This is a genomic window from Novosphingobium hassiacum, from assembly GCF_014196055.1.
GTDB lineage: Bacteria > Pseudomonadota > Alphaproteobacteria > Sphingomonadales > Sphingomonadaceae > Novosphingobium > Novosphingobium hassiacum.
The window spans coordinates 23,377-39,016 of record NZ_JACICY010000010.1 but is presented as its reverse complement, the minus strand read 5'-3'; the positions used below and the strand labels follow the sequence as shown (position 1 = coordinate 39,016).

Genomic DNA, 15,640 nt, shown 5'->3' with positions numbered 1-15,640 from the left:
CCTCGCGCAGGAAGGGCATTGGCAGTTCGCGCGTAGGCGGCAAGACGGGCGCCTTGAGACAAATCATCCCGACGTGAAGGAATGGGCATCGATGACTGAACAGCAGAGCGCAACCCGCGAGGCCCTGTTCCAACCGCTTGAAATTCGCGACATGCACTTGCGCAATCGCATCGTCATGTCGCCGATGACCCGCGGTTTCTGTCCCGACGGCGTGCCGACCGATGATGTCGTTGCATACTACCGCCGCCGCGCTGAGGGCGGCGTTGGCCTGATCGTGACCGAGGGCGTTGCGGTCGATCATCCGGCGGCGCTGGGCGATGCAGGCCTTGGTGAAAACAACATTCCGCTGCTGGGCAGCGCAGCTTCGATCGAAGGTTGGCGCAAGGTCGTCGACCAGGTTCATGCCAACGGGGCAAAGATCATCCCGCAGCTCTGGCATCAGGGCGTCATGCGCAAGCCCGGGACCGGACCTTACCCGGATGTGGCAAGCGTCAGTCCTTCCGGTATCTGGGGGCCGCTCGGTCGGATGACCTCGATCGATCCCAAGAGCATTCCGGCCGATCCTAACATCGGCGATCCGATGAGTGATGCGCTTATCGAGGATACTATCGAAGCGTTCGTTCGCAGTGCCGTGAATGCGGTGGAAGCCGGTTTTGATGGTATCGCGCTACACGGTGGCCATGGCTATCTTCTCGACAACTTCCTGTGGGAAGGCACCAACCAACGCACCGACCGATGGGGCGGCAGCCGCGAAAAGCGGTCGGCTTTCCCTGCCGAGATCGTGCGCCGCATCCGCGCCGCAATCGGGGAAGGCATGCCGATCTTCTTCCGCTTTTCGCAGTGGAAGCAGCAGGATTTCCGCGCGACGCTGGCCGACAATGCTGCCGAGCTGCGCGAGGTTCTCATGCCGCTGGCCGTCGCTGGCGTCGATGTTTTCGATGCCAGCGTGCGCTACTACAATCGGGCCGGGTTCGAAGGTGATCCTGCATCGCTGGCAGGCGTTGCGAAGAAGGTTACCGGCAAACTTTCGATGGCCGTTGGCGGCGTGGGCATCAACCAGGGCATGTACGATCGCGACAAGGCCGCCGCCGTCGTATCAGACTTCGGGCCATTGTTTGATCGCTTCAACGCGGGCGAGTTCGATCTGGTGGCCGTGGGTCGCGCAATCATCGGTGATCCGCAGTGGACCACCAAGTTCCGCAACGGTGATGCGACCGAGCCCTACAACATGGAAAACGACGGCATCTTGTCCTGAGTTGCAATCGTGATTTTCCTGGACCTCGTCGTGATGGCGCTACCGCGCAATTGCGAGCATGCCCACCCTGAAAACCGTTCACATTGCTAATCCGGCTGAAGGGTCGGGCGATCTAAGGTAGAAGCCGATGTCCAATGTTCCCGTTATCGTCGATATCGCCCGCTCGCCTATGGGGCGTGGAAAGATGGGCGGTGTGCTGTCCTCGCTTCATCCCGCCGATCTGCTGATGCAGGTATTGGTTGGACTGGTTGAGCGTAACAACCTCGATCCTGGCACCGTCGATGATCTGATCATGGGCTGCGTCAGTCAGGCAGGCGAGCAGGCCGTTCCTGTAGGCCGCACTGCGTGGCTGGGGGCGGGCTATCCCGTACACGTTCCCTGCACGATGGTCGAACGTCGTTGCGGATCGAGCCAGCAGGCCGTGCACTTCGCGGCTCAGGGCATCGCAGCAGGCGCGTACGATATCGTGCTTGCCGGTGGGATCGAATCAATGAGCCGCGTGCCGATGGGTATGGCGCGAATTGGGGCCGATCCGCATGGTGTGGCCTTTGAAGCGCGCTTTCCGGGCCAAGTGGGGCAGGGCATTTCGGCTGAACTGATCGCAGCGCGCTGGGGTATCTCCCGCGAGGAAATGGACGAGTATTCCGCCCGCTCGCATCAGCTGGCCGAAAGCGCCCGCGTTGCCGGCAATCTTGCCCGCGAGATCATCCCCATTCGTACTGCCGATGGCACCGTAGTCAGCCAGGACGAAACCATCCGCGCTACGACGACGGCTGAAGGCCTTGCCCAGCTCAAGACGTCATTTAACAACGATGAACTCGGCCAGCGTTTCCCAGAGATCAACTGGTCGGTCACTGCTGGCAACAGTTCGCAGATCACCGATGGTGCATCGGCGGCGCTCGTCATGTCCGAAGCCACTGCCAATCGCCTCGGTCTCAAGCCGCTTGCCCGATTCGTCGCTTTCGACGTCATCGGTGATGATCCGCTGCTTATGCTCACGGCGCCAATCCCGGCCACGCAGCGCGTGCTCAAAAAGGCAGGCCTCTCGATCGAACAGATCGATCACATTGAAGTGAACGAAGCGTTCGCGCCCGTTCCACTTGCCTGGCAGCGTGAAATGAAGGCCGATCCGGCGCGCCTCAATCCGCGCGGCGGTGCGATTGCGCTTGGTCACCCGCTCGGAGCGTCGGGCACGCGCCTGATGTCCTCGATGATCCACGGCCTGCATGAAACCGGCGGACGGTATGGCCTGCAGACCATGTGTGAAGCGGGCGGCCTTGCCAACGCGACGATCATTGAACGAATTTGAGTGGGGATCTAGGATGGAAATCAAGGGTATTGTCGCAGTCGTCACCGGTGGCGCATCGGGTCTCGGCCGCGCAACAGCAGAGCGCCTTGTCGCTGGCGGGGCCAAGGTTGTCATCGCTGATCTTGCCGAGAATGGCGACGATGTGGCGGCAGAAATCGGCGGCGGCACAAAGTTCGTACGCGCTGACGTGACCGACACCGATCAGATGAACGCAGTGTTCGATGCGGCTGAAGCGATGGGCACACTACGTGCTGTCGTGCATTGCGCCGGCCGCGGCGGGCCGATCCGCGTAGTTGACCGTGACGGCAACCCCGGCTCGCTGGAAATCTATGAAAGCGTTGTTCGCCTTAATCTGGTGGGCAGCTTCAACGTGCTGCGCCTGGGTGCAGCGCGCATGGCCAAGGCCGAGCACATCGATGGTGAGCGGGGCGTGGTCATCTTGACCGCCTCGGTCGCTGCGTTTGAGGGGCAGATCGGCCAGATACCTTATGCCTCTGCCAAGGCTGGCATCGTGGGCATGACCATCGTTGCTGCGCGCGATCTTGCCAGCCATCAGGTCCGCGTTTGCACGATCGCACCGGGTACGTTTGACACCCCGATCCTTCAGCGCGTGAAGCCCGAAGTTCGCGAAACACTGGCCGCTGCGGTTCCGCACCCGCGCCGGCTTGGCCGTCCCGACGAGTTCGCGCTGCTTGCGCAGCAGATCATCGAGAACCCGATGCTCAACGGTGAGACGATCCGCCTCGACGGTGCTATCCGGATGCCACCGCGATGAGCGAAGTCGTTCTTTCGGATCTGCAAGACGGGGTCCTCACGCTTACGCTGAACCTGCCTGAGGCACGCAATCCTATCTCGAACGCGGCAGTGATCGATGCCCTGTGTGCTGTCATTGAAAAGGCGGACCGGGACATTGACTGCCGCGTGGTGGTCATTACCGGCGCTGGATCGGCTTTCTCCACTGGTGGCGACATTGCCTCGATGCGTCTTGGCGGGGGTCTGAACGATCCGTCACCCACGACAACGCGGCGCAATTACCGCAATGGCATCCAGCGCCTGCCCATCCTGTTCGAGAGCATTGAAGTTCCGGTAATCGCGGCAGTTAACGGTCCGGCAATTGGTGCAGGTTGCGATCTGGCATGCATGTGCGACATTCGCATAGCGTCTGAAAAGGCGAAGTTTGCCGAGAGTTTCGTGAAGATGGGCATTGTGCCCGGCGATGGCGGCGCATGGCTTCTGCCGCGCGTTGTTGGTTGGTCGAAGGCCAGTGAAATGGCTTTTACCGGCCAGTTGCTGACCGCCGCTGAGGCGTTGGCATGTGGCCTTGTTTCAAAGGTGGTTCCGGTCGATTCCCTTATGGACGAGGCCAGAGCCATAGCTTTGCAGATTGCTGCCAATCCGCCTCACGCCGTGAGGATGACCAAGCGGCTGATCCGCGAAAGCCGCCTTGCCAGTCTGTCGACGATCCTCGAGGCATCTGCCGCGGCGCAGGCATTGTGCCATACGACCAAGGACCACGCCGAGGCAGTCGATGCCTTCTTCGAAAAGCGTGCTCCGACGTTTACCGGAAACTAGGCCAGGACAAGGTTGAACCGATGAGCGATCAGGACGCCGTGGCGCAGTTGCGGACCGAAGTCCGCAGCTGGCTTGCGCAAAATCTCCCACAGGACTGGCGGGAGCGGCAAACAGGCGATGACACTGCAAGTTTCCTTGCCATGCAGCGCGAATGGTTCGCCAAGCTGGTCGAGGCGGGATATGCCACGCCGCACTGGCCCAGTGAGTGGCATGGTGGCGGGCGTTCGCTGAACGAACAGATCGCGATGTTCGAAGAGCTGGCACGGGGCGGTGCGCCGCGGATGAGTTTGTTCTTCGTCTCGCTCTACCACGCGGCCATGACGCTGGTGGAATGTGGCACCGAAGCCCAGCGCGCGCGCCATCTGCCGGCAATTCTTAAAGGTGAGATCTGGTGTCAGGGCTTCTCCGAGCCTGGTGCTGGTTCGGACCTTGCTGCCCTGCGCACGCGTGCAGAGCGCAAGGGTGATCGCTACATCGTTTCAGGACAGAAAATCTGGTCTACTCTTGGCCACTTTGCCGACCAGTGCCTCTTGCTTGTCCGTACCGACAGCAGTGGTCCCAAGCAGGCCGGGATCACTTTCCTGCTGATGGACATGAAGTCCAAGGGAGTCGACGTTCGGCCGATCAAGCAGATCACCGGGGATGAGGAGTTTGCCGAGATTTTCCTCGATGAGGTAGAGATCCCGGTCGAAAACCTTGTCGGCAAGGAGAACGAAGGCTGGAAGGTGGCGCAAGTCACACTCTCGTCCGAACGCGGTCTGACGCTGGTGGAACTGACCGAACGGATGGCCTTGTCCCTGTGGCGGCTGGTGCTGGCTGCAACGGGCGGAACGGGCGACACCGCGATGCTCGATACATCGGTGGCACGTACGATCGTCGATATCTCGGCGCGGATCGAGGCAATGCGGGCGATGCTCGCCACGCTGATGGCCAATCGTATCGCAGGCCGGGAGGCTGTCGGTGACGCGTCCATCCTCAAGCTCGCCTATTCGCGCCTGTCGCGCGATTTCACTGCGCTTGGCCTTCGGTTAAAGGGTTATGCAGCCATGCGCGATACCCGGTATGTACTGGGCGCGGGCTACGAAACCGGCAACTGGATGTTCGATTTCCTGAACAGCTACCAATACAACATTGCCGGTGGCAGCAACGAGATCCAACGCAACATCGTAGCCGAAAGAGTCCTCAACATGCCGCGGGAGAAGCTGGGATGACTTCGACCATTGACGAAATGCGCATCGACCCGGAAGAGCTGCGCGACGTTGCAGTTCGCCTGCTGGCCGACAAGGTCGATCGGCGTGCCGGCTGGGAAGGTCGGGCAGAGCCAGCCCTCGCGCTAGAGGCGGAAGTCAGCGAATTGGGCTGGTATCAGCTCACCGCGCCTGAGGGGCAAGGCGGTCTCGGTCAGCGTTTCGACGTGCTGGCGCCTATCTACGAGGAGCTCGGACGTAGTCTGGCTCCGGTCTGGCTTTCGGGCACCATGGCAGCAATCGATGCGCTTCAGGCCGAAGGCACGAGTGCCGCCGAAGAAGTCACCGCTGCAATCGTCGAGCAGAGTTTGCGCATAGCGGTGGTCTGGCTCGAGGCTGGTCAGACGATGGCAAATGCCAAGCTGCCCATGGTGGCTGGCGCGCCGGGAGCGACGCACTTTCTCTTTGCTGGCCAAGGCGCAACACCTGTCCTTGTTGCCCGCGAGTCAGCAGGCCTGACGGTTACGGAAGTGAGCACCTGGGACCTTGGCAGGTCATGGGGTGCAGTAGACTGTCAGGGTGTTTCCGAAGCAGTCATTCGCCTCGAGACGGCAGAGGCTGCGGCCGTTCTGCTGGCGCACAGCGAACTCGCTCTGGCGTGGGACAGCGTTGGCGGTGCCGCGCAATGCCTTGCCGAGACGGTCGAGTACATGCTGGGTCGTCAGCAGTTCGGGCGTCCGATCGCCTCATTCCAAGCGCTCAAGCATCGCGCCGCAGATCACAAGGTTGCAATCGAGCTGGCGCGTTCGCTGGCGGTTCACGCAAGTGCGATGTTTGCGCAAAGGACGAGGGACTGGTCGGCGCTGGCAACCCAATCGCGGTTGCTGGCCTGCGAGGCCTATGCCGCCATGGCTGAAGATTGCGTTCAGCTGTTTGGTGGCGTCGGGTTCACGTGGGAATACAATTCGCACCTGTTCCTGAAGCGCGCTCTGACGAACCAAATTCTCGGCGGTTCACCCGATCAGCTTCGTGACCGTGTGGCTGCGGACGTCTGTCGGCAGGCGCTGGCTGCGCAGCCCTGAGCGGTGGCAGATATCGAGACAGACCTCGTCGTCCAGGACCTGACGCCCCAGATCGTCGTCGTTCGCCTCAATCGGCCTGATCGACTGAATGCGCTGACCCGAGAGACGGTCATGGCGCTTAACGATACGTTGGATTCGATAGCCGCGCGCGACGAAGTGCGCGCGGTTATTCTGACCGGCACCGGGCGTGGTTTTTGCTCGGGCCAGGATGTTGCGGCTGCTGACGCGCGCAATCGCACTGCGCCTTCTGGGCTGGTGGAGCGCATGTTCTGGCAGGAACAGTTTGCGGGCATGGTAGCGCGCATTCGCGCCATGCCGCAGGTTGTGATCGCGGCGGTGAACGGTCCCTGCGCCGGAGCCGGGATGGCGCTTGCGCTGGCGGCCGACATGCGCTTGGCGTCGCGCTCTGCCAAGTTTCTGAACGCTGCCGTACGGCTTGGGCTGACGGCAGGCGAAACCGGCATGAGCTATATGCTGCCGCGACTGATTGGCGCTTCGCGGGCCTTCGAAATCCTGATTACCGGCAGGCCCGTGCTGGCTGAGGAAGCGTTGGCAATCGGCTTGGTCGTCTCGTTGTCAGACGGTGATACCCTGATGAACGACGCCGAAGCTCTGGCTAGGCAGATTCTTGCAAACAGTCCCTTTGCAACCAAACATACGAAGCGGATTTTCTGGGAAAATTTGCATGCGCCGAGCTTTGGTGCTGCTCTTGAGCTTGAGAACCGCACCCAGATTCTGGCGTCGATGACAGACGATTACAAGGAAGCAACTGCCGCTTTCACCGACCGACGGGTACCTGATTTCAAGGGCCGGTAACGCCAAAATTCAATTGGCTAAGGCGGTGCGCCGGATTGCCCGGAGCACCGCCAGCCAGGTAGCTTATTCGGGACGTGCGCCGTCGAAGAAGACGTCGGTCAGATGCAGGCTGTCGAGATATTCGTGGCTGCTGCTGATCTTGCCGTCCTGGAAATAGAGCAGGAAGTGATAGCGGTTCTGGTATTTTTTGCCAGAAGCGTGAACCGCATCGGAATGTGCCCGGATTGAGACGCGATTGTCTTCGGCAGTGATGTCACCGATGATGATCTTGAGGCCAGTCTCGGGGAACATCTGCGGCAGTGCGGTCAGGAGCCCGCGCAGCGCTTCTTTGCCGCGCACTTCGGGCGGAAGCATGGTCTTGCTTTCAACGATGATGGCACCGTCGTCAGTGAACATATCGACCACGGCATCGACTTCGCCGCGGCCGATGCGTTCGATATATTCGCGGGCAAGCTTCTTGTTGGTTGCGAGATCGCTCATCTTGAATTTCCTCCACTTGGCGCAGTTTGTGCGCGATTCGATTGTTGCGTCAGAAGTTCAACGCGACGCCGCCAAACGGCCGGGCGTGGGCCATGTATTCGAGCGCCTCTGGTGCCTGATCGAAGGGGAAGCTGCGATCGAACAGCGGCTTGATCTTGCCTTCGTCAGCCAGCGTGGTGAACACCGTCCACGCGTCGGCCCATTCCTCGGGTGTGCACGTGTAGACGCCATAACCCTGAATGCTTCCGCGATAGAGGATCAGATCGGCCAGTGTGATCGTGCTGTCGCGCCCGGCAGCAAACCCTAGGCAGATGATCTTGCTGTAGCGCTTGATGCACTTGGCCGTCTCGGCAAGGATCTGGCCGCCGAGTGAATCGATGACAATGTCAACGCCCTCGCCGTTGTTCATGGCATGAACGCCTTCGGCCATTGATTGCTTGGACAGATCGATCACGTTTTCGAACCCGGCAGCGCGGGCCTGCTCTGCCTTTGCAGAGGAACTGGTGGTGCTGATAACGTTGGCAGCACCCAGCGCGCGAGCGAGTTGATAGCCGGCATTGCCGACCGAACCGCCGATACCGGGCACCAGTACGGTCTTTCCTGCGGCAAAGCCTGCTTCCATCAGCGCGCGATAGGCGGTGGGATAGGCGACCGACGCCTGCGCGGCAGCTCCGTCGCTCACCGAATCCGGGATCTTCCATGCGTGGTCCTGCTCGACCGTGCAGTATTCTGCCCAGCTGCCTGCGCGCATAAACCCATAAGGGAACGCGCCGAACATGACCCGATCGCCAACCTTGAGGCGATTGCAAGTCCCTGCATCCTCGACGATGCCGGCGCCCTGGTTTCCCGGAATAAGTGGCAGTGAGCAAGGAGGGAAGTTCGCCTCGTTCTGGTCGTTGACGATCGCGACGTCGAACGGGATCACGCCCGGTGCCGTCATCTTGACGAGAATTTCGGTGCCGCTTGCAACGGGCTTGTCGACCTCGACCTGCTTCAGCGAACTGACGCCGCTCTGTTCTTCAATCATCCACGCACGCATGGTAGTTTCCTTTATCAATATGAATTGGGTCACTTGCGGCGGCGGACAGAAATACCCGCTGCCTCTCTATCCCATGATGTCGGGGTGCAGCCTTCATCGCGCAGTTGGTACTTGAGCACGCGGCCAGTGGGGTTCTTCGGAAGGGCGTCGCGGAACTCGATGTAGCGCGGCACCGCGAAGTGCGGCAGGTTCTCGAGTGACCAGAGGCACAGTTCGTGCTCCGTCAGCTGCGCACCTTCGCGCAGCACGGCAGTCACCTTGAGCTCATCTTCGGTGGACTGCTCGCCCACGGCATGCACCGCGACTTCGGCAATGGCATGATGCGAGAGGAAGGAGCTCTCCACCTCGAAGCTTGAGATGTTTTCGCCACGCGAGCGCAGGTAGTCCTTGGCCCGGTCGCAGAAATACAGGTAGCCGTCGATGATCTTGCCGAGGTCCCCGGTGTGCATCCACAGGTTCTTCCACGCTGCTGCCGTAGAGTCAGGACGCTTCCAGTAGCCATCGAAGATAAGGCCCGGATGCCGGGGCCGCAGGACGATTTGCCCGACGGTCCCTTCCGGAACGGGCTGGTCCTGATCATCGAAGATCTGGATTTCGTATTCGTCCACCGCGCGGCCGGCGCAAGTCTCCGGCGGCGTTTCCCCCAAGGGAACAGCGGTCATCCTGATCGCCTCGGTCTGGCCATAAGACCAGCTCGACACGAGTTCTACACCGAAGCGCTCCTGCCACACCTTTCGGACAGGCGGCGTGATCGGGACACCGAACACCATCTTCAGCTTGCCGCGGTAGCGCTTTTCGGCTTCGCATTCCGGGGCTTGTGCAACGAGCGCGAAGATCGAGGCCATGAGCATGGCAGATGTCGCACCCGATGTCTCAACCTCGTCCCAGAAGCGGGTAAGCGAGAATTGGCTGGCAAGGGCGATGCACGACCCATCCGCCATTACCGATAGCACAGCACATAGCGCAGCCGCGTGGAAAACCGGCAGGCAGGTCCACAGCGTCTGGCCCTCATCGAGCCAGGTATAGCGCCGGTTGACCCTGCCGATGGCCGTGAGGTAATTGTGCGAGATCATGCAGCCCTTCGAAGGGCCGGTCGTTCCCGAGGTGTAGATCAGCGCGGCAAGGTCTGCGGGTTTGACTTCGAGCGGAAGCGGCGCGCTGTCGGATCCGCGGCAGGTATCGAGTGGCTTGATCGTGATTGGACATCCCTGATCGGTCGCGCCGCCCCGGGTCAGGATCAGCTGCACGTCCGGCAATGACGCAGCGATGTGCGAGAAGCGTTCGAGATAATGATCATCGCAGATCACGATCCGTGCTTCTGTATCCGACACCTGGTGCCGCAGGAATTCACCACGATACGCGGTGTTGATCGGCACCCATACTGCACCCAGCTTGTTGATCGCGAACCAGCACGTGAACACGTCTATGTTCGTATCGAACAACGTGACCACGCACTGGCCGGCCTTCACGCCAAGACTGGTGAGTTCCCTTGCCATAGCGTTCGATCTACGATCGACTTCGCCGTACGAATATGGCGTACCGTCAATCACCGTGAACGGACGATCAGGATACTTCGCCGCAGACCTTTGAATCAGTTCGACAACCGTGTCTCGCTGGGACGCGCTATAGGGTGCGTTGGCAGTCACTGGCTTTATCATCCAAGTGCTGTGCCATTGTTCAGTACGTCGACCGTGATCATCACAATCTGGTCGCGCTCCAGAAACTTGAGCTCGTCTTCGACAAGGATAGGATTAACTGCCGGGTCGTTGAATATCCGGGTCATTTCTTCGACAGCAGCCTGGTTCTCGACATGCATTTCGGTGATGCAGTCATAGCCGATGTCATAGGGTACAGGGTCCGTGCCTTCGGGGATGTTGCTCGGATTGAGCAGCGCGAAGGTGGGGTAGTTGCGGACATAGTCCTTTAGCAGGTGGCCGATGTACTTCTTAGCCAGAACCACGTGGCTCGTTTCATAGTGGTGCTTGAACTGTTCAGGGGTGATGCCGTTCTTGCGCTTCAAGAAGTAGATGATCTTGATCATAGTTCTCTCCCAGCCTGCAGGGTGTGATTATTTAAGCGCTTCGAGTATCGCAGCCGTATCGCTGTAAACGGGATTGATCAGCTTGATCTTCCCATCGACGACGCGGGTAGCTTCTGCCAGAGGGAACGAGACGGACTTTCCGGTGCTGCGCACGGTGACTGAAAACGTCCCGTAGGCAATCACCCATTCGTCCGCCGTTGTGAACACGTCGGGCTTAAACGAGAAAGCGCTGAACGTTTCCACCACCCGGAGTAGGGCGGTGCGAATGGCGTCGACGCCTACGTGCCGCCCCCCGTAGGGGAGGGAGTCGGCTTCGAGCAGGACCCCGTCCTCTGCGAAAAACGCAAGAAACGCTTCGAGATCGCCACGATCAAGCATGGCTTCATAGGATGCCTTGACAACTTCTACCGGTTTCATTGCTGCGGCTCTTTCAGGTTCACAATCACGCCCCGGCAGTTGAGCCGAATTGCGCGTTGCGCGCCACTCCGGCGAGTGCCTATGCGCCAGCAGTCAAGACTGGCTGCACGCAAGGCATTCGCCCTCATGCAGCCAGTGACCATCCGCTGTGATCAGAGCGTGATATCCATCGCCTTGATATAGGCTTCGTGGAAGTGCCGGATGCGGATTTCCTGCTCGGTGGCGAGGATCGGCCGCGCGACGGCCGGGTCTGCCGCCTTCATACCGCGGTGGACTTCCTCCATGTTTTCCATGTCTTCATCCATGATGAAGCCGACCTGGCCGGTCTCGGGATAGTCGCGGCCCTGCTCATGGAAATCGATTTCGACGCACTTGGGCAGTGGCGGGCGCGGCGCACCCTTCTCAATCGGCCGGAGCCAGCGGATCTCCATCACGCATTCGTCGGGGCTGTCGCCCAGCGGCGTGAAGTTGTACCACCACGAAAGACCCTCACCCCACCATGGGAAGTGTGCGGGGAATGCAAACCATTGGTGCATGTCGACCAGGTAGGAAATCGAACGGTCGCTGAAATCGACGCCGCGTTCGTTGAAATGCAGCTCGGCCGTCTTTTTTGCAGCATAGGCACGTGCCTCGCCAACGGTCTTGCCCACGCCCTCGGGGGGGAATGGCAGGCCATAGGTGTTGCAGAACAGTTCGAGCGCGAGGCGCGGGGTAACATCGTCCTTGACCCAGCCATCAGGCACGAGCGCTGGAGTGATCAGGCGGCTGACGCTGGCCTTGCCATCGTCCCAGCAATCGGTCTGTGTATAGGTCGAACCGAAAATCGGCATGCCGCTCGGGTGGGTTGTCAGCACGTGATAGCCTTCGAGGAACGCCTCAAGGCCCGACTTCCAGTTGATCTTGACCTTCTTGCGGATCCAGGCAGCTGTATAGCGATCTTCCTGCGGGCAATCGAGATAGTGGCTCGGCATCACGCCGAGCGCTTCGGAAAGCGGGCCGGCTTCAAGGTCGGGATTGATGAACACGTTGCCGCCCCAAGTGTCGCACTGCACGGGGCGCAGGCTGAACTTTTCGGCGTTGGCGCTCGGGAACTCCTCGTGGCGCGGTACCCATGCGAGCTGGCCCTTGAGGTCATAGCTCCAGGCATGGAACGGGCACTGCACCATGTCGCCCGACTCGGGCTTGCTGCCGCACAGACGACGAGCGCGATGGCGGCAGCTGTTCCAGAAAGCAGAAAATTCGTTCTCGCCCGAATGGACGATCAGGAAAGACAGCGGGCCGACGTCGTAAGCAACGCGGTCACCGATGTTGGGAATGTCTTCCTCGCGGCAGGCAACCTGCCACTTCTTCTTCCAGATCTTCTCGATTTCCTCGGGCACGTACTTCGGGTCGAGGTAATACTCATAGGGTAGCGGCTTGTTCTCGGGCCGGTGCGTGCCGCGATCGGCAGCTGTGGCAGGCACTTCCTCGCCCGCGCGTCGCAGGAAATCGACATACTGCGGCATGTCGTCGAATTGGGTTCCGAGCACTGCCCGCACGTAGCTGCGGTTGCCGTACTTGGTGAGGTCCACTGTCTCAGTCATTAGGATCGCCTCTCGACGTTTGTTTCAAGTATCATGCTGGTTCTGCGGACAAGCTGCGACCGCTTCACTGCACAAGCTGCTTTCGAGCGAGACGACGAAGGCCAGAGAAGTTTAGAACTGACGCCTGGATCACATGAAGTGCTTGATCTGACGGCCCGATGCCTCTTGGTTCGGTATCCGTACGACCATTGTTTCAGTGACCGGACGAGCTTCAGTCCGTCAATTCCGATCTGGCTGGCGTCTCCCGCGCCTGATGTTGTGCAGAGTAACCCCTTGCCTTGTCCGAGAGAAGCTGGGTTTGGTCTATAGTTGAGGGCCACATTGTCTGCAGATGCAATGGCAAGGGATCATTTCATCTGCAGACTGCAAAACCGTTCGATCCACGAGCAAACTTGCCCAAGCGGTAGCCCAGCATAGTCTGAAGAGGGCCCGCGAAGGCCTTGTCCACGCTGGGGTCCGCATGGATTCGGACGTTGGCAATCAGCCCAAAACCGTGCCGTTGTCTATCTCCTCGACCATCAGGAGCCGCGTGTGGATGCGATCCTGGAACTTTTCTTCGTCCTCGAGAATCAAGCGGTTGTTTTCCGGAATGTTAATGATGCGGGCCATTTCATCGACATCTGCCTGATCCTTGAACCAGATCTCGGTCACCGCGTCGTAGCTGTCATCGACCGAGTTCTCCTCGGGCTGGTATTCCATCAAGGACATTGGATAGTTCCGGACATATTTCGTCCACAGGTGCCCCAGCAGGCGTTTGCCGATCACGGCGTGGCTGGTTTCATAGTGATGGATGAAGTCGTCGCGGCTCATTCCCGGCTTTTTCCGGATGAGAATGATCATTTTCAGCATCGATGGGCTCCTTTTTCAGAAACAGGACGGGAATGCTTGCATCCGGTCACAGGCAGGTGAACCCGCCATCCACGGTGATCGTGCTGCCGGTCATGTGACGGGCGGCGGGGCTGCACAGGAACAGGACTGCAGCGGCAACGTCGTCCGCTTCGGCCGGCCCTCCGAGGGGCACTTTTTCCTTGAGTACTTTCTGCCATGCCGGATTGTCATATATCCAGCGGGTGTTGGTCGTTCGTACGGGCCCGGGGGCTACGGTGTTCACGAGTATCCCGTGCGGTGCGAGTTCGGTCGCGATCGATCGGCCGAACTGGACGAGTGCGGCCTTGGATGCATTGTATGCCGCAAGCTGGAAGTCGGGCTTGGTGGCGGCAGTGGATGCTATGTTGACTATTCGACCGGGCAGACCGGCCTTTACGAGATTGCGGGCAAATGCCTGGCTCAGGAAATAAGCCCCTTTAAGATTGCGTGCGAGTGTATCGTCGAAGGTTGCTTCGTCGACGTCCAGGAATGGCGTGAACGGGTGCATGCCCCCGGCGCAATTGACGAGAAGATCGACGTTGCCGGTCCATTGCGCGCCCGCTTCGATCGCGCGGGCATGGGCGGCCATGTCGGTCACGTCGAGCTCCAACGGCATCGCCTTGCCGTCCAGAGCAACGATTTCAGCTGCAACTTCGCCTGCTCCTTCGAGCCTGCGATGCGTGACAACGACAGATGCTCCTGCGGCAGCGAGCATGTGGGCAATTGCGCGCCCAAGCCCCTGTCCGGCACCTGTGACCAATGCGGTTCTGCCTTCAAGCTCCAGAAGGGCCTTCTTGCTTGCGGTCGCCATTTCGATCCTCTCCGTCACGCTTGGGCTCCCTCTGTGGGGTGCGTTCTTGAAGGGCGGACATGGGCCATTCGGCCGAGTCTGAAGAACCTGGCGCGCCATTTCACATCTGTAAGCAAGCGCCATGGACGCAGGCGTCATGAGCATGCGCCGAAACTGCCCCATGGGGAGCCTGCGGACTGGTTGCCAATGCCGCGCAGGCTGTCGATAACCGCAGCCATGGCAAACCGGCTTCCTTCATTGCGCGGCATCGAGACGTTCCTGTGCGTGGCTGAAGTGCTTAACTACCGCCTGGCCTCGGAGCGCTTGAATGTGACCGTTTCGGCTATCAGCCATCGGATTCAGGTTTTGGAACAGGAAGTTGGCCTGCAGCTGTTCGATCGTGGCCACCGCCGTCTGCGCCTGACCGACGCTGGCACGGCCTTTCTGGAAAGGCTCAGGCCCGGCATACGGCTGCTGCAGGACGCGACCATGGCATCGCGCGGCGAGCCGGCCCGCCCGCTCTTGCGTATCGCGGCTCCACCCTTGCTCAATGGCTGGTTCCTGCAGCATCTTGGTCAGTTCCAAGGCAGGCATCCCGGCATCCGCATCGAATTGCTCAGCAGCGGTCGTCGCCGCTCGGCAAGTGTCGATGTTAGCATCGTGCCGCTGACCGCGTTGCATCAGAGAGCAAATGTCGAGCTTTTGATGAATATCGCCATTTCTGTCGTATGCAGCCCGGCACTGCTTGCTGCCAACCCGGTGACCGAGCCGCGCGACCTTTTGCGCTCGCCGTTGATCGACACCATTCCCAGCTTGAAAGGCTGGAACGAGTGGTTTCTTGCAGCAGGCGTGGACGAGGAGATTCCACCACCTGCCCTGGCACTCGACGATCAGGCGCTTCTATACCCTGCGGTACTGGAGGGCAGGGGCTTCGGCATCGGCATGCGGAGTCTTACCGCAGGCTACCGTGCTGCCGGTCTACTGGTCGAACCATTTGCCATCGCCTGCAATTTTTCGCCGCCGCTTGGAATCAAGATCAACGAGGTTGGCAATGTCAGGCTGGCTCGGGCCTTTGCTGCGTGGATCAATGAAAGGCTGGTCTCACCCGCCGACGAATTTTGATCCCCCTTCAATAACTTTGAACACAAGCCGGGCCACGCTTCCCCTATCAGGATGCGCAGGACTGGTAGCCAGAAAGACCG

16 protein-coding genes are annotated in these 15,640 nt (G+C 60.1%); 8 read left to right on the top strand and 8 right to left on the bottom strand.

The window, feature by feature from the left end; genetic code table 11:
* The first annotated feature begins 91 nt into the window (after nucleotides 1-91).
* The 7 genes from GGQ88_RS16925 (at nucleotide 92) to GGQ88_RS16895 (ending at nucleotide 7,221) form a co-directional block, all read left to right on the top strand.
* On the top strand, nucleotides 92-1,255 hold the full coding sequence (locus GGQ88_RS16925) for an NADH:flavin oxidoreductase (protein ID WP_183614635.1): 1,164 nt from the start codon (nucleotides 92-94) through the stop codon (nucleotides 1,253-1,255).
* Between the two features lie 127 nt (nucleotides 1,256-1,382).
* Nucleotides 1,383-2,564 carry a thiolase family protein gene (locus GGQ88_RS16920; protein ID WP_183614634.1) on the top strand — a complete coding sequence of 394 codons (1,182 nt, stop codon included), beginning with the start codon at nucleotides 1,383-1,385 and terminating at the stop codon, nucleotides 2,562-2,564.
* Nucleotides 2,565-2,577: 13 nt separating this feature from the next.
* Nucleotides 2,578-3,339 carry an SDR family NAD(P)-dependent oxidoreductase gene (locus tag GGQ88_RS16915; protein ID WP_183614633.1) on the top strand — a complete coding sequence of 254 codons (762 nt, stop codon included), beginning with the start codon at nucleotides 2,578-2,580 and terminating at the stop codon, nucleotides 3,337-3,339.
* Complete coding sequence (locus GGQ88_RS16910) at nucleotides 3,336-4,136, top strand: crotonase/enoyl-CoA hydratase family protein (protein WP_183614632.1); 801 nt, start codon at nucleotides 3,336-3,338, stop codon at nucleotides 4,134-4,136. Before GGQ88_RS16915 ends, GGQ88_RS16910 begins: the two co-directional genes overlap by 4 nt.
* Nucleotides 4,137-4,156: 20 nt before the next feature.
* Complete coding sequence (locus GGQ88_RS16905) at nucleotides 4,157-5,347, top strand: acyl-CoA dehydrogenase family protein (protein ID WP_183614631.1); 1,191 nt, start codon at nucleotides 4,157-4,159, stop codon at nucleotides 5,345-5,347.
* The gene (locus GGQ88_RS16900; RefSeq protein ID WP_183614630.1) at nucleotides 5,344-6,405 is read left to right on the top strand and encodes an acyl-CoA dehydrogenase family protein; all 1,062 of its coding nucleotides are present in this window, start codon (nucleotides 5,344-5,346) and stop codon (nucleotides 6,403-6,405) included. Before GGQ88_RS16905 ends, GGQ88_RS16900 begins: the two co-directional genes overlap by 4 nt.
* A 3-nt stretch (nucleotides 6,406-6,408) precedes the next feature.
* Nucleotides 6,409-7,221, top strand: a complete 813-nt coding sequence (locus GGQ88_RS16895) for an enoyl-CoA hydratase/isomerase family protein (RefSeq protein WP_343057255.1) — start codon at nucleotides 6,409-6,411, stop codon at nucleotides 7,219-7,221.
* Nucleotides 7,222-7,284: 63 nt separating this feature from the next.
* On the opposite strand, the gene GGQ88_RS16890 is transcribed toward GGQ88_RS16895, so the two are convergent.
* The 8 genes from GGQ88_RS16890 to GGQ88_RS16855 form a co-directional block, all read right to left on the bottom strand.
* A complete protein-coding gene (locus GGQ88_RS16890) occupies nucleotides 7,285-7,701 on the bottom strand; it encodes a nuclear transport factor 2 family protein (RefSeq protein WP_183614629.1) in 417 nt (138 codons plus the stop codon).
* A gap of 49 nt (nucleotides 7,702-7,750) precedes the next feature.
* Nucleotides 7,751-8,740, bottom strand: coding sequence for a quinone oxidoreductase family protein (locus GGQ88_RS16885; RefSeq protein ID WP_183614628.1), 990 nt, complete (start codon nucleotides 8,738-8,740; stop codon nucleotides 7,751-7,753).
* A gap of 29 nt (nucleotides 8,741-8,769) precedes the next feature.
* Nucleotides 8,770-10,386, bottom strand: coding sequence for an AMP-binding protein (locus tag GGQ88_RS16880; protein ID WP_221214738.1), 1,617 nt, complete (start codon nucleotides 10,384-10,386; stop codon nucleotides 8,770-8,772).
* An 8-nt stretch (nucleotides 10,387-10,394) separates the two neighbouring features.
* Nucleotides 10,395-10,781 carry an EthD domain-containing protein gene (locus GGQ88_RS16875; RefSeq protein ID WP_183614626.1) on the bottom strand — a complete coding sequence of 129 codons (387 nt, stop codon included), beginning with the start codon at nucleotides 10,779-10,781 and terminating at the stop codon, nucleotides 10,395-10,397.
* Between the two features lie 27 nt (nucleotides 10,782-10,808).
* On the bottom strand, nucleotides 10,809-11,198 hold the full coding sequence (locus GGQ88_RS16870; protein ID WP_183614625.1) for a nuclear transport factor 2 family protein: 390 nt from the start codon (nucleotides 11,196-11,198) through the stop codon (nucleotides 10,809-10,811).
* Nucleotides 11,199-11,350: 152 nt separating this feature from the next.
* Nucleotides 11,351-12,781, bottom strand: coding sequence for an aromatic ring-hydroxylating oxygenase subunit alpha (locus GGQ88_RS16865; protein ID WP_183614624.1), 1,431 nt, complete (start codon nucleotides 12,779-12,781; stop codon nucleotides 11,351-11,353).
* A gap of 480 nt (nucleotides 12,782-13,261) precedes the next feature.
* On the bottom strand, nucleotides 13,262-13,630 hold the full coding sequence (locus GGQ88_RS16860) for an EthD domain-containing protein (RefSeq protein WP_183614623.1): 369 nt from the start codon (nucleotides 13,628-13,630) through the stop codon (nucleotides 13,262-13,264).
* Between the two features lie 46 nt (nucleotides 13,631-13,676).
* Nucleotides 13,677-14,477 (bottom strand): glucose 1-dehydrogenase, encoded by an 801-nt coding sequence (locus GGQ88_RS16855; protein WP_183614622.1) that lies wholly within the window; start codon nucleotides 14,475-14,477, stop codon nucleotides 13,677-13,679.
* 198 nt (nucleotides 14,478-14,675) lie between these two features.
* On the opposite strand from GGQ88_RS16855, the gene GGQ88_RS16850 reads away from it, so the two are divergent.
* Nucleotides 14,676-15,560 (top strand): LysR family transcriptional regulator, encoded by an 885-nt coding sequence (locus tag GGQ88_RS16850; protein ID WP_183614621.1) that lies wholly within the window; start codon nucleotides 14,676-14,678, stop codon nucleotides 15,558-15,560.
* The last annotated feature ends 80 nt before the right edge of the window (nucleotides 15,561-15,640 follow it).